Origin of the sequence: Lentzea sp. NBC_00516 (assembly GCF_036346835.1) — a bacterium.
GTDB classification, from domain to species: domain Bacteria; phylum Actinomycetota; class Actinomycetes; order Mycobacteriales; family Pseudonocardiaceae; genus Lentzea; species Lentzea sokolovensis.
This window is the reverse complement of sequence record NZ_CP107840.1, coordinates 7,168,403-7,181,798: the sequence shown is the minus strand read 5'-3', so window position 1 is coordinate 7,181,798 and position 13,396 is coordinate 7,168,403. Positions and strand designations below refer to the sequence as shown.

Annotated in this window: 12 protein-coding genes; 11 read left to right on the top strand and 1 reads right to left on the bottom strand. The window is 69.1% G+C overall.

Features of this window, described 5'->3' with window-relative positions:
- Window positions 1-25: 25 nt before the first annotated feature.
- From OG205_RS32755 to OG205_RS32715, 9 genes are all read left to right on the top strand, one after another.
- Window positions 26-541 (top strand): NUDIX hydrolase, encoded by a 516-nt coding sequence (locus tag OG205_RS32755; RefSeq protein ID WP_319976369.1) that lies wholly within the window; start codon window positions 26-28, stop codon window positions 539-541.
- The gene (locus tag OG205_RS32750; RefSeq protein WP_330271790.1) at window positions 538-2,835 is read left to right on the top strand and encodes a DUF6049 family protein; all 2,298 of its coding nucleotides are present in this window, start codon (window positions 538-540) and stop codon (window positions 2,833-2,835) included. Before OG205_RS32755 ends, OG205_RS32750 begins: the two co-directional genes overlap by 4 nt.
- On the top strand, window positions 2,832-4,481 hold the full coding sequence (gene murJ, locus OG205_RS32745; RefSeq protein WP_330271789.1) for a murein biosynthesis integral membrane protein MurJ: 1,650 nt from the start codon (window positions 2,832-2,834) through the stop codon (window positions 4,479-4,481). Before OG205_RS32750 ends, murJ begins: the two co-directional genes overlap by 4 nt.
- 31 nt (window positions 4,482-4,512) lie before the next feature.
- A complete protein-coding gene (locus OG205_RS32740) occupies window positions 4,513-6,036 on the top strand; it encodes a protein kinase family protein (RefSeq protein WP_442916609.1) in 1,524 nt (507 codons plus the stop codon).
- A gap of 67 nt (window positions 6,037-6,103) precedes the next feature.
- Window positions 6,104-6,721: an RNA polymerase sigma factor SigM gene (gene sigM, locus OG205_RS32735; RefSeq protein ID WP_089927514.1), complete on the top strand. Its 618-nt coding sequence runs from the start codon at window positions 6,104-6,106 to the stop codon at window positions 6,719-6,721.
- Window positions 6,718-7,458, top strand: a complete 741-nt coding sequence (locus OG205_RS32730) for a hypothetical protein (RefSeq protein WP_330271787.1) — start codon at window positions 6,718-6,720, stop codon at window positions 7,456-7,458. Before sigM ends, OG205_RS32730 begins: the two co-directional genes overlap by 4 nt.
- Before the next feature lie 77 nt (window positions 7,459-7,535).
- Window positions 7,536-8,516, top strand: coding sequence for a thioredoxin-disulfide reductase (trxB, locus tag OG205_RS32725; RefSeq protein ID WP_330271786.1), 981 nt, complete (start codon window positions 7,536-7,538; stop codon window positions 8,514-8,516).
- 33 nt (window positions 8,517-8,549) lie between these two features.
- Entirely contained in the window at window positions 8,550-8,879 is a 330-nt protein-coding gene (trxA, locus tag OG205_RS32720; RefSeq protein WP_330271785.1) for a thioredoxin, read from the top strand.
- Window positions 8,880-9,100: 221 nt separating this feature from the next.
- The gene (locus OG205_RS32715) at window positions 9,101-10,240 is read left to right on the top strand and encodes an N-acetylmuramoyl-L-alanine amidase (protein WP_330271784.1); all 1,140 of its coding nucleotides are present in this window, start codon (window positions 9,101-9,103) and stop codon (window positions 10,238-10,240) included.
- Window positions 10,241-10,309: 69 nt separating this feature from the next.
- On the opposite strand, the gene OG205_RS32710 is transcribed toward OG205_RS32715, so the two are convergent.
- On the bottom strand, window positions 10,310-10,942 hold the full coding sequence (locus tag OG205_RS32710) for a GNAT family N-acetyltransferase (RefSeq protein WP_319964732.1): 633 nt from the start codon (window positions 10,940-10,942) through the stop codon (window positions 10,310-10,312).
- Between the two features lie 134 nt (window positions 10,943-11,076).
- On the opposite strand from OG205_RS32710, the gene OG205_RS32705 reads away from it, so the two are divergent.
- Together OG205_RS32705 and OG205_RS32700 are read left to right on the top strand one after the other, a co-directional pair.
- Window positions 11,077-12,393, top strand: coding sequence for an aminotransferase-like domain-containing protein (locus tag OG205_RS32705; protein ID WP_330271783.1), 1,317 nt, complete (start codon window positions 11,077-11,079; stop codon window positions 12,391-12,393).
- Window positions 12,394-12,413: 20 nt separating this feature from the next.
- A complete protein-coding gene (locus tag OG205_RS32700; RefSeq protein ID WP_319976360.1) occupies window positions 12,414-13,358 on the top strand; it encodes a D-alanine--D-alanine ligase family protein in 945 nt (314 codons plus the stop codon).
- Window positions 13,359-13,396: the final 38 nt, after the last annotated feature.

Genomic DNA, 13,396 nt, shown 5'->3' with positions numbered 1-13,396 from the left:
ACGGTTCGTAAGTACGATCGCCCGTATGCCCTCGTCAGCCGCACGTTCCGGGAGCCCCAAACCGGGGCGCCGGAAGAGGCGCAGGGGCAGGAGGCTCAAGACCGTCGACGAGACGTCGGCGGGTGGCCTGGTGCTCGACGCCGAGCAGCGGGCCGCGGTGATCGGCAGACTTGACCGGCGAGGCCGGTTGCTGTGGTCTTTGCCCAAGGGTCACATCGAGGCCGGCGAGACCGCCGAACAGACCGCGGTGCGCGAGGTCGCCGAGGAGACCGGTATTCATAGCAGGGTGCTGCGCCCGTTGGGGTCGATCGACTACTGGTTCGTCGCGGACGACCGCCGGGTGCACAAGACGGTTCACCACTTCCTCCTCGAAGCGACGGGGGGAGAGCTTTCCGACGAAGACGTGGAGGTCACCGAGGTGGCGTGGGTGCCCCTCGGCGAGCTGGACGAGCGACTCGCATACGCCGATGAGCGCCGTCTGGTCCGCCGAGCCGCCGATTTGCTCGCCGACCGCTGCCGCAACGGGGCGGAGTCGGCGTGAGCCTGAGGAAGCTGGTCTGCACAGCAGCTGTCGCCGCGTTCGTGGTGATCACAGCGCCGCCCGCCGGCGCGCAGCAGGCGCAGCCTGACGAGATCGACGCGTTGCCCTTCATGCCCGCCCCCGCCACCCAGGTGTGGGCGACCAGATCGCTCTCCGCCCAGCCGGGTCAGGCGCAACAGCAGTTCCTGCGGCTCGACATCGACCAGCTCACCCCCCGGTTCGTCACGAGCGACTCCCCGGCGACCGTCAAGATCACCGGCAAGATCGTGAACGTCGGCGACCGCAAGGTGTCCGACATCGTGTTGCGCCTGGAGCGCGGTGAGCCGCTCGGCACCGAGGACGACCTGCGCAAGGCGTTGCGGGAGCCCGCGGCGGCCGAGGCCGTGCAGCCGAAGTTCACCCCTGTCGCCGGCGAGCTCGAGTCCGGCCAGCAGAAGGACTTCACGCTGGAGGTGCCGCTGCGCGGTACCGAGCCGACCTCGCTGGAGATCGAGCAGCCGGGCATCTACCCGATCCTCGCCAACGTCAACGGCAGGCCCGACTACGGCGGCCAGGCACGTCTCGCGGCGCTGTCGACGCTGCTGCCCGTGCTCGGGGTGCCCGGTGGAGAGACCAAGGGCAAGCCGGGCACGCCCGCGAAGCTGACGGTGCTGTGGCCGATCGCGGACCGCCCGCGGCTGGTCAGGCTCGGCGGCGAGGACGACTCCGAGCTGATCGACGACGAGCTCGCGACGTCGCTGTCGGTCAACGGCCGGCTCTACGGCCTGTTGCAGGCCTACGAGCAGGCGATCGGGTCGATGAGCACGGCCATGTGCCTGGCCATCGACCCCGACCTGCTGCGGACCGTGCAGGCCATGAGCAACGGCTACCAGGTGCGCGGCGGCTCGGAGGGCAAGGGCCGGGCCGAGGCGGAGCTGTGGCTCGACCGGCTCAAGCTCGCCGTCACCGGCCGTTGCGTCGTCGCGCTGCCGTACGCCGACGCCGACCTCGTGGCGTTGAACAGGGCGAAGCTCGGCACCATGCGCACGCTCGCGGTGACGGACGGCCCCAAGCTCATCCAGGACGTCCTGTCCGTGCAGCCGCTGCCCGACCTGGTGTGGCCGGAGGACGGCGTCCTCGATCAGTCGACGTTCGACGAGCTGGTCACCCCGCAGCCGGACAAGAGCTACCCCGGCGTGAAGTCGCTGCTGCTCGACCCGACCGGACTCGCCGACGCGCAGGGCACCGCGCCCGTCGGTGTCGGCGGCAAGAACCCGGTGACCGCGGTCAAGATCGACTCGATGGTCTCGGACGCGCTGCAGGGCAGTGAGTCCCGGCCCCGCACGCTGTCCGGCGTGACGGCGCCGTTCGAGAGCCAGCCGGTGTCCGTGCAGAACGCGCTGGCGGTGCTGGTGTTCCGCGCCGGCTGGCAGGGCGACGGCCGCAACGTGCTGGTCGCGCCTCCGCGCCGCTGGCACGCGCCGCTCTCGGAGATGACCGAGTTCCTCACCACCTCCCGGAAGCTGCTGGCCGACGGCTACGCGACCCAGACCGGGCTCGAGGAGCTCACCAGGGCCACGCCGTCGGCGACGAACGCCAAGATCGCCTACCCGCCGGAGGCCGGTGCGCGGGAGATCTCGGAGATCATCTCCAGCTCCGTGACGAGCCAGAGCGTCGAGCTCAACGGCCTGGTCGCGGCGATGCAGCAGGAGGACAGCGAGCACGCCTCGCCCGCCGACCTGGCCGACCCGCTGTGGCTCGGGCTGCTGCGGGCCATGTCCGGCGCGTGGCGGGGCAACGAGCAGGGCGCCAGGTCCGCGGCCGAGGTCAGCCAGGGCGAGCTGAACGCGCTGACCGGCATGGTCGGCGTGACGCAGCCGAACAGCCCGATCCTGCTCGGCTCCGGCGACAGCCCGATCCCGATCACGATCACGAACAAGCTCGACGTCCGCGTGACGGTCAGGATCAACCTCGCCGACACCCCCGGCATCCGCAAGCTCGACCTCGCCGACCAGGTGCTTCCCGCCCGCGGCGAACGAGTCGTGCGGGTGCCCGTCGAGGTGCTGCGCTCCGGCCGGTTCCCGGTCAGCGTGCGACTGACCACTCCCGAGGGCGTCCCGCTCGGCGACACTGTCAAGCTGGAGGTGTCGTCGTCCGCCTACGGCACCATCACGGTGATCATCACCGTGATCGCGGGCATCGCGCTCGTCCTGCTTTCCGGGCGCCGGATCTACAAGAGGGTCCGCGCTCGCAACGGCGAGAACGGCGACGCCCCGTCCATCGAGAACGTCACACCGGAGAAGTCGAGCGCGTGAGCGAGACAGCCACGACCACCCAGCCAGAGCAGCAGAAGCAAGCACCGTCGGTCGCCAAGGCGAGCGGCTCGATGGCGATCGCGACGATCGTCAGCCGAGGCACCGGCCTGCTGTCGAAGGTGCTGCTCATCGCGGTGATCGGCGCCGAGGTCCTCGGCGACTCGTACCAGGCGGCCTCCACGCTGCCGACGATGATCAACGAGCTGCTTCTCGGCGGCATCCTCACCAGCGTGGCGATCCCGCTGCTGGTCAGGGCCGAGAAGGAGGACGGCGACGGCGGCGAGTCGTACGCCCAGTGGCTGATCACCATGGGCACGCTGATCCTCGGCATCGGCACGGTCGTCGCGATGGCCTGCGCGCCGTTGCTGACCGACCTCTACATCTCCGACTCCGAGACCGCGAACCCGGCGCTGGTCACCGCGTTCGCGTACCTGGTGCTGCCGGGCATCGTCTTCTACGGACTGACGGCGCTGCTCAGCGCCGTGCTCAACGCACGGCACGTGTTCGGCATCCCCACGTGGGCGCCGGTCCTGAACAACCTCGTCGTGATCGTCGTGCTGGTCGTCTACGCGCTGCTGCCCGGCGAGCTCACGCTCAACCCGGTCCACATGACCGACGTGCACCTTCTGGTGCTCGGCCTCGGCACCGCGCTCGGTGTGGCCGTGCAGGCGTCCGTGCTGTTCCCGGCGCTGAAGAAGACCGGCTTCAAGTTCAAGTGGCGCTTCGGCTGGGACTCGCGCCTGTCGGAGTTCGGCGCTCTGGCGTTCTGGGTGCTGCTCTACGTCGGGCTCGGCCTCGCCAGCATGACGGTGCTGACGAACGTGGCGACGAGCGCCCAGGGCACGCTGACCGCGTTCAACTACCAGTGGCTGATCGCCCAGGTGCCGTACGGCGTTCTCGGCGTCTCGCTGCTGACCGCACTGATGCCGAAGATGAGCAGGGCGGCCGCGCACAACGACAACGAGTCGATCGTGCGCGACCTGCTGTTCGGCAACCGCATGTCGGCGATCCTGCTGATGCCGTTCAGCGCGCTGATGACGGTGTCCGGTCTGGCGATCGGCCTCGCGGCGTTCGCCTGGGGCAACTCCGGCGTCGACGGCGGCACGAGGATCGGTCTCGCGCTCGCGCTCTCCGCGTTCGGCCTCGTGCCCTACGCGGTGACGCTGCTGCAGTTGCGCGTCTTCTACGCGATGAAGGACGCCCGCACGCCGACGCTCATCCAGGCGTTGATCGTGGCGGTGCGCATCGGGCTGCTCTACCTCTTCCTCGCCGTGTCCACTCCGGGTGACGCCTCGCAGCTCGCCGTCGGCGTGTCGCTCGCCATGTCACTGAGCTTCGTCTTCGGCGCGATCGTCGGTCAGGTGTGGCTGCGGATCCGCCTCGGGCGGCTGCGCACCGGCTTCACGATCTGGACCGTCTGCCTCACCGTGGTGGCGTCCTCGCTGGCCTTCGCGGTCGCCAAGGGCGTGAACTGGCTGGTCCTGGGCGCGCTCGGGCTCGAGGACCCGGTGATCGCCGCGTGGGTCGAGGTCGTTCTGGTGACGGCGATCGGCCTGCCGCTCGCGTTCGGCCTTTTGGCCGCGTTCCGGGTACCCGAGATGAAGCCGGCGATCGACAAGATCAACCGTTTGGTGCGGCGAAGGTGACTCCAGTCCGTGAGCGCCGTCCCGTACCCTCGTGTCCGTGAGTAGCGGAGTTCACGCCGCCCTGAATCCCGGCGGCGTCATCGGCAATGGCCGCTACCGGCTGCTCGCGAAATCCGGCGCCGACGCGAGGTCCAACGCGGAGCTGTGGCGTGCGCGGGACGGTCAGCTCAACCGGGACGTCGCGCTGACGGTGCTGCTGGGCGATCTGGCGGACAACGAGGCAGCCGCCCGTGCCCGCCGTACGGTCGAGCGCGCGATGCACGCGGCGTCGTTCACGCACCCCGGTGTCTCGCGGGTGATCGACGTGCTGACGCCCGGCACCGGCATCCGCGGCGACGAGGGCATCCTAGGCATCGTCATCGCCGAGTGGACCCAGGGCACCGACCTGATGGACCTCATCGCGGAGGGTCCGCTGCCGGCGGGCGCCGCGACCCGTCTGCTCGAACCGCTGGGTGCCGCCATCGAGGGCGCGCACCACGCCGGTCTCGTGCTGGGCGCCGACCACCCGCAACGCATCCGGGTCACCTCGGACGGCCGCCTGCGCCTCGCGTTCCCCGGTCCTCGGCCGGACGCGATCGCGCGCGACGACGTCAAGGGCCTCGGCGCGATCCTGTACCTGCTGCTCACCGGCCGGTGGGCGCTGCCGGGCGGCCCTCAGGGCGTGCCGGTCGCACCGACCGGGCCGGACGGGTCCGTGGTCGCACCGAACGCGTTGCACCCGTACCTGCCGCACGACCTGTCGTCCGTCGCGGTGCGGTCGCTGGAGGACACGTCGGTCGGCGGCATCCGCACGTCCGCGGCGATCCTCCAGGTCCTCGACCAGATCGCGGCCGAGGAAGCCCAGACCTCGCTGATCCCCGCCGTGTCGGCGTCACGCGATGACGACGACCAGGTCGTGTGGACGACCCAGCGGCCCAGGCAGGACAAGCAGCAGAAGAAGAAGCTGTGGATCAGCGTCGGCGTGCTCGCCCTGGCCACGCTGACCGTGATCGTGTGGCTGAGCGTGCAGATCGTCGGGTTCTTCAGCGACGAGCCGTCCAAGGGCGGCGGCCCGACCGTGGTGATCAACCAGCCGGGGTCGAACGGCCAGACCGCGCCTCCGCCCGCGCCGGCCGGACCGGTGCAGCCGGGCCAGATCGGCGTCTACGACGTGACGAACCAGCCCGACAACGCGAACCAGGCGAGCCGGGCGGTCGACAACAACGCGGGCACGTTCTGGCGGACCGACAACTACTTCCAGCCGTTCCCGACGCTGAAGCCCGGCATCGGGCTGATGGCGTCGTTCGCGGAGCCGGTGAAGCTGGCCTCGGTCACGATCACCTCGCCCAGCAAGGGCACGAAGGTCGAGATCCGGGTGGCGTCCGCGCTGGACTCGCCGATCGAGGAGACCAAGGTCATCGGCGTCGCCGACCTGTCCGACGGGCAGACGCAGATCCAGCTCAACGACCACGAACCGACCGGTCACGTCCTGATCTGGATCACGCAGCTGACGAACTCCGGCGGCGGCAAGAACCAGTCGGAGATCCGCGAGGTCGTCTACACGAGGGCCCAGTAGAAGTACGCGGGCACGCTGAGTAGACCTGTCCGGGTGATCTGTGATCACCCTCGCTAAAGTGCGTCCCGTGACCGCCGCAGCCAGCTCGGACGCCGATCTCATCTCGGCCCACGCCGCAGGTGACCCGTACGCGTTCTCGGAGCTGGTCAAACGGCACCGCGACCGGATGTGGGCGGTGGCGTTGCGCACGCTGCGTGATCCGGAAGAGGCCGCGGACGCGCTCCAGGAGGCGTTCATCTCGGCCTTCCGGGCGGCGTCGTCGTTCCGCGCCGAGTCACAGGTCACCACCTGGCTTCACCGGATCGTGGTGAACGCGTGCCTCGACCGGATGAGACGACGACAAACAAGACCGACAGTGCCGTTGCCCGAGGCAGGTCCCGGCGAGCCCGTCGCGCCCCGTGACGCGATGAGCGACCGCGAGACCAGCCTCATGGTGCAGCAGGCGTTGATGGAGCTGCCGGAAGAGCAGCGGGCGCCCATCGTGCTGGTCGACGTCGAGGGGTATTCCGTCGCCGAGACGGCGAAGCTCCTGGGCATCGCGGAGGGCACGGTCAAGAGCCGGTGTGCGCGAGGTCGCGCCAAGCTGGCCAAAGTTCTCGGGCACCTCAGGAACCGAATCGCAGATGCGAACGTCCCAGCTGACGGTGTGAATGTGCAAGAGCAACGTCAGTGGGAGGGCCGATGACCGGCATGGAGCGCGTGCCGATGGGTCCGCCGTGGTCTGTTGACCTCATCGCGGACCTGCACGCGGGCGTGCTGCCCCCTGAGGTCGCCGCACAGCTGCGTCCGAGGGTCGAGGCGGACGCGGAGGCCAGGGAGATCCTGCAGGCGCTGGACGCCACGCTGATGGACCTGCAGTCGCTGCCGCCCATCGCGATGCCCGACCACGTGGCCGCACGGATCGACGCCGCACTGGCCGCGGAGGCCCGCCCCGGCATCGCGCCGGTCGTGTCCCTCAACGACGCCCGCAAGCGCCGCAACCGCAGGATGGGACTCGGCGGTGGCGTGCTGGTGGCCGCCGCCGCGGCGTTCGGCATCGTGCTGGCCGTGTCGCCGGGCTCGCAGACCCCCGCGAACGACAGCGCGCAGCCGCCGCAGGCGACGTCCAAGCCGACCTCGGCCGACCTGCAGTCGCTGACGAAGGCCCAGCTGGGCTCCGCGGTCGGCGAAGTGCTCAAGGCGCAGAACTACGGCCCGCTGGAGACGCCCGACCGGTTGGCCGGCTGCCTGCAGGGCGGCGGCATCACCAGTTCGGGCAACCCCCTCGGCATCAGCCCGGTCAACCTGGAGGGCAAGGACGCCGTGATGGCGATCCTGCCTGCCGGAATCGGGAAGTACCGGCTGGTCGTGCTGGACCCGGCGACCTGTGGACCGGACAAGCCGGAGGGCGTTCTCGCGGACACGACCGTGGGCCAGAGGTAGTCGCTCAAGTCACGGAATTAGCTGCACCTACGATCCGTTGAGCCAGTCAGACGACGAGATCGAGGAGTTGCAGAGCCGTGAGCGTGCGCAACGTGATCATCATTGGATCGGGACCGGCGGGGTACACCGCGGCGGTCTACGCGGCACGCGCGCAGCTGGAGCCCCTGGTCTTCGAAGGTTCGCAGTACGGCGGCGCCCTCATGACGACGACCGAGGTCGAGAACTACCCCGGCTTCCGCGACGGCATCATGGGCCCCGAGCTCATGGAGCAGATGCGCGAGCAGGCGATCCGCTTCGGCGCCGAGCTGCGCGCGGAGGACGTCGAGTCGGTCGAGCTGACCGGTGAGATCAAGAGGGTCGTCGCGAACGGCGTCGAGTACGAGGCCAAGGCCGTCATCCTCGCGATGGGTGCCGCTGCCCGTTACCTGAACATCCCCGGCGAGCAGGAGCTGCTCGGCCGCGGCGTGTCGGCGTGTGCGACGTGTGACGGCTTCTTCTTCCGCGACCACGACATCGCGGTGGTCGGCGGCGGCGACACGGCAATGGAGGAAGCGACGTTCCTCACGCGCTTCGCCAAGTCCGTGACGGTCATCCACCGCCGCGAGGAGTTCCGCGCCTCGAAGGTCATGCTGGAGCGCGCCCGCGCCAACGAGAAGATCAAGTGGCAGCTGAACACGCAGGTCACCGACGTTCTGGGTGACGGCACCGTGTCCGCGATCAAGATCAAGGACACCCAGACCGGCGCCGAGTCGGAGATGCCCGTCACCGGCTTCTTCCTCGCGATCGGCCACGACCCGCGTTCGGCGCTGGTCAAGGGCCAGGTCGACCTCGACGAGGAGGGTTACGTCCTGACCAAGGACAAGTCCTCCTACACGAACCTGGACGGAGTGTTCGCCGCCGGCGACCTCGTGGACCACGAATACCGCCAGGCGATCACCGCCGCCGGCTCCGGTTGCAGCGCTGCGATCGACGCGGAACGGTGGCTCGCCGAGCACGGCAACGAGCACGCCGAGATCGCCGCCGAGGCCGTCGGTGGCGGCTACGGCAAGAGCAACTGAAGTTCCTTCTGCGAGATCTTTTAGGAGAGCAACATGGCAGGCGCCACCGTCACGGTGACCGACAAGTCGTTCGCGGACGACGTTCTGACCAGCGAGAAGCCCGTGCTGGTCGACTTCTGGGCGACCTGGTGCGGCCCGTGCAAGATGGTTGCGCCGGTGCTGGAGGAGATCGCGGCCGAGCACGGCGAGAAGATCACCGTGGCCAAGGTCGACATCGACGCCAACCCGTCGATCGCCCGCGACTACCAGATCATGTCCGTCCCGACGCTGATCCTGTTCCAGGGCGGCCGTCCGGTGAAGCAGATCGTCGGCGCGAAGCCCAAGGCTGCGCTGCTGAAGGACCTGGAAGACGTCCTGGCCTGACGCAAGAATTTGCAGTGAGCTGAGAAGTTCTTTGCAACGCGCAACGTGACCCGCCCGTCTATCGATAAGACGAGCGGGTCACGTTCGTTTTCGGTGCCGAGGCGGTGATCTCGGTACAACTGTGAGTAGCCCTGCATCGATCACTTAGCGCAGCAGGGCACAATGAGGACTTCCCAACTGACGCGCCGACCAGGTTCGGCGCCATAGTCGAGCGAGGGTGCATGCAGCTGCTCCGCCGCGGGGACGTCGGAAGTGATGTTGCCGAGATCCGGTCGACCCTGACCAGGCTCGGACTGCTTCCGCCGGCCGACCCACAGGCGCCGCCGGTGTTCGACCAGCAGGTCGAGCACGCCGTGCGCGCGTTCCAGCAGCAGCGGGGGCTGATCATCGATGGCATTGTCGGCCCGGCGACCTATCGCTCGCTGCGTGACGCGACGTTCCGGCTGGGGGACCGGCCACTCGCGTTCCTGATGTCGCAGCCGACGACCGGTGACGACGTGCTGGCTCTGCAGGAACGCATGCTGGAGCTCGGTTACGACGCCGGCCGCGCGAACGGTGTGTTCGGCCAGCAGACCGAGCAGGCCCTGAAGAACTTCCAGCGCGACTACGGACTGATCGTGGACGGCATGTGCGGTCCCGACACCGTGCGCGCGTTGCGTCAGCTCCAGCCGAAGGTCCGCGGCGGCCGTCCGCAGCTGCTGCGCGAGCAGGAGAAGCTTCGCGGCGCCGGCTCGCGCCTGTCCGGCAAGCGCATCGTCATCGACCCCGGCCACGGCGGCCAGGACCGCGGCGTGGTCGTGGACGGGCTGTCCGAGTCCGAGCTGATGCTGGATCTGGCACGCCGTCTCGAAGGCAAGATGGCCGCCACCGGCATGGAGGCGTTTCTCACCCGCGGTCCGGACAACTGCCCGGACGAGGCGGAGCGCGCCAGGTTCGCGAACGAGGCGGGCGCCGACCTGATCCTGTCGCTGCACAGCGACGGCAACTCGTCGCCGAACGCGCAGGGCGTGTCGACGTTCCACTACGGCACGGGCAACGGCACGTCGTCCACGGTTGGTGAGGCGCTGGCAGGCTTCATCCAGCGCGAGGTCACCGCCCGCACGTCGATGTCGAACTGCGGTTCGCACCCGAAGACGTGGGACCTGCTGCGGCTCACCCGTTGCACGGCCGTCCGCGTCGAGGTGGGCTACCTGACGAACACCGAGGACCGCGCCCGGCTGGCGACGCCTGGATTCCGCGACATCGTGGCCGAGGGCATCCTCGTGGCCGTGAAGCGTCTCTACCTGCTCGGCAAGGACGACCAGCCGACGGGCACGTTCACGTTCAACGACCTGCTGCGCTACGAGATGGCCAAGGGCTGATCTCCGGTTCTGCCGACTGACTGACGAAAAAGGCCCCCTCGCTGCCGGCGAGGGGGCCTTTTCGCTGTCCTAGACGGGGCGGAAGCTCGGTTCCGCGGTGGAGACGGTGACGCTGTTGAGAAGCCGTTCGAGAGCAGCCTCGACGTCTTCCTTCCACGTGATGGCGCTGCGCAGTTCCAGGCGCAACCGCGGCCAGCGCGGGTGCGGGCGCACGGTCTTGAAGCCGACGCTCGTGAGGAAGTCCGCAGGAGTGACGCAACTCGACTCTTCGTCGTCCGGGCGCATGTCGCCGAACGCCTCGATGGCCTTCACGCCACGACGCGTCAGATCCTTCGCCACGGCCTGCACGAGCACGCGCGCGAGTCCTCCCCCTCGGAACTCCGGGAGAACGTCCAGCGACGTCATGAGGACCGCGTCCGGGCTCACCGGAGAGGTGGGGAAGGCGGCGCTGCGCGGAACCGCGGCCGGTGGTGCGTAGAAGACCGAACCAGCGGGGATGCCGTCGCAGTAGATCATGCGACCGCACGAACCCCACTCGAGCAGGACGCTGGAGACCCAGGCCTCCTTCTCGAATTCGGTGTCGCCGTACTCCTCAGCCTGTTCTCGCAGGTGAGGGGCCAACTCCCAGAAAACGCACGTCCTGCTGTGCTTGGAGAGATGCTCCAGGTTGTCCAGCGTGACGCCTACGACGCGACGGGACACCCCGACCTCCACCCGTTAACACACAAAGCGAACCCATACGAGGGTAGGCGAATGTGACGGAACCCGGAAGGCGCGTGCCCTGAACGGGACGACGGTTACACTCGCTCGGGACATTTCCTATACAGGAGTCCCACATGACTGCGCCCGGACAGCCCGCCAAGCAGGGCCCCAGAAGCCTTGACCCCCACCTCCGCCGCTACGCAGCGCGCACGGCAGGGATGACGGCATCGGAGATCCGGGCACTATTCGCAGTCGCGTCCCGTCCCGAGGTCGTATCGCTGGCCGGCGGCATGCCGCACCTGGCCGCTCTGCCCCTGGAGTCGCTGTCCGCGGAGATCGGTCAGCTGGTGGCCACCGACGGGCTGGTGGCGCTGCAGTACGGCTCGGCGCACGGTGTTCCGTTGCTGCGTGAGCAGATCTGCGACGTCATGGCGCTGGAAGGCATCAACGGCCACCCGGACGACGTGGTGGTGACCGTGGGCTCGCAGATGGGCCTCGACATGGTCACCCGCATCTTCTGCGACCCCGGTGACGTGGTGATCGCGGAGGGGCCCTCCTACGTGGGCGCTCTCGGCTCGTTCACGGCGTACCAGGCTCAGGTCGTGCACGTCGCCATGGACGCCGACGGACTCGTGCCGTCGTTGCTGCGTGAGGCCCTGGAGGCCTGTAAGCGCGCGGGGCAGCGGGTCAAGTTCCTCTACACGATCCCGAACTTCCACAACCCGGCCGGCGTGACGCTGGCGGTGTCGCGGCGGGCCGAGATCCTGGAGATCTGCCGGACCTACGGCGTGCTGGTCGTGGAGGACAACCCGTACGGCCTCCTCGGGTTCGACGGCCAGACCTACCCGGCGCTGCGGTCGATGGACCCGGACAACGTCGTGTACCTCGGGTCGTTCTCGAAGACGTTCGCGGCCGGTCTGCGGGTCGGCTGGGTGCTGGCGCCGCACGCGGTGCGCGAGAAGCTGGTGCTGGCGGCCGAGTCGGCCACGCTGTGCCCGCCGACCCTGAACCAGATGATCGTGTCCCGGTACCTGTCGACGCAGGACTGGAAGGGTCAGATCAAGACCTACCGCGAGGCGTACCGGGAACGCCGGGACGCCGCGATCTCGGCTCTCGAGCAGCACATGCCGCAAGGTTCCACGTGGAACATTCCGGATGGCGGCTTCTACGTCTGGGTGACGGTGCCAGAGGGCATCGACACGAAGGCGATGCTGCCCCGCGCCGTGACGGCCCGCGTGGCCTACGCGTCCGGTACCGGTTTCTACGCGGACGGCTTCGGCTCCCGGCAGCTGCGGATCTCGTACTGCTACCCGACGCCCGAGCGCATCCGGGAGGGCGTCCGCCGCCTGGCGAACGTCATCGAGGACGAGATGCAGCTGGCCGCGACCTTCGGGGCGACACCGGGCCGTCAGCTGTCCGGTCCGCAGACCCCCTCGCCTGACACCGCCTGATCTTTCTTTGGAGTTGTGCTGTGGCTGACCGCATGGTCGCTGTGCTGTCCGGTGGGCTCTCCCACGAACGCGAGGTCTCGATCCGCTCCGGTCGCCGTCTGTCGGCTGCCCTGCGGTCGGCGGGCGTGACGGTGGAGGAGTGGGACGCGGACGCGTCTCTGTTGACGCGTCTGCGGGACCACCGCCCGGACGCCGTCGTCGTCGCCCTGCACGGCGGTGAAGGCGAGAACGGTTCGGTGCAGGCGATCCTTGAGATGTTCGGCGTCCCGTACGTCGGCACCGACTCGCGGGCTTGCCGACGGGCGTGGGACAAGCCGACCGCGAAGGCCGAGCTCGCCCGCGCCGGCCTGACGACGCCGGAGTGGATCGTGCTGCCGCACGCCACGTTCCGGGAGCTGGGTGCCAAGCCGGTGCTCGACGCGATGGTCTCGACGCTGGGACTGCCGTTGATGCTGAAGCCGGACCAGGGTGGGTCGGCGCTGGGCGCTCAGGTCGTCAGGGACGCCGCCGAACTGCCGCCGGCGATGGTCGGGTGCCTGGCGTACGGCGACACGGTCCTGGCCGAGCAGTTCATCTCCGGCGTGGAGGTGGCGGTCGCGGTCGTCGACGGCCCGGACGGCCCGTACGCGCTGCCGGCCGTCGAGATCGTTCCGGAGACCGGGGTCTACGACTACACCGCTCGGTACACCGCGGGCCTGACGGACTTCCACGCGCCGGCTCGGCTGGACGCTGCCGCGGCGAAGTCGGTCGGGGAGCTCGCGGTCGCGGCGCACCGGCTGCTCGGACTGCGAGACGTGTCGCGGACCGACGCCATCGTGGCCGAGGACGGGACCGTCTACTTCCTCGAAGTGAACGTGTCGCCGGGGCTGACCGAGACGTCGCTGCTACCGATGGCGGTCGAGGCGGCGGGGGAGTCGTTGGGTGAGATCTACGCCGGGTTGATCGAGCGGGCTGTCGCTCGCTGAGTTCTTCCGGTCAGAAGTGCGGTGCCGAGCTTCTCGGT

What these genes read in the sequence shown, in the direction of transcription:
- OG205_RS32755 (WP_319976369.1), top strand. Translation starts at nt 26, where the DNA reads ATGCCCTCGTCAGCCGCACGTTCCGGGAGCCCCAAACCGGGGCGCCGG.
- OG205_RS32730 (WP_330271787.1), top strand. Translation starts at nt 6,718, where the DNA reads ATGACCGGCATGGAGCGCGTGCCGATGGGTCCGCCGTGGTCTGTTGAC.
- OG205_RS32705 (WP_330271783.1), top strand. Translation starts at nt 11,077, where the DNA reads ATGACTGCGCCCGGACAGCCCGCCAAGCAGGGCCCCAGAAGCCTTGAC.
- OG205_RS32715 (WP_330271784.1), top strand. Translation starts at nt 9,101, where the DNA reads ATGCAGCTGCTCCGCCGCGGGGACGTCGGAAGTGATGTTGCCGAGATC.
- trxA (WP_330271785.1), top strand. Translation starts at nt 8,550, where the DNA reads ATGGCAGGCGCCACCGTCACGGTGACCGACAAGTCGTTCGCGGACGAC.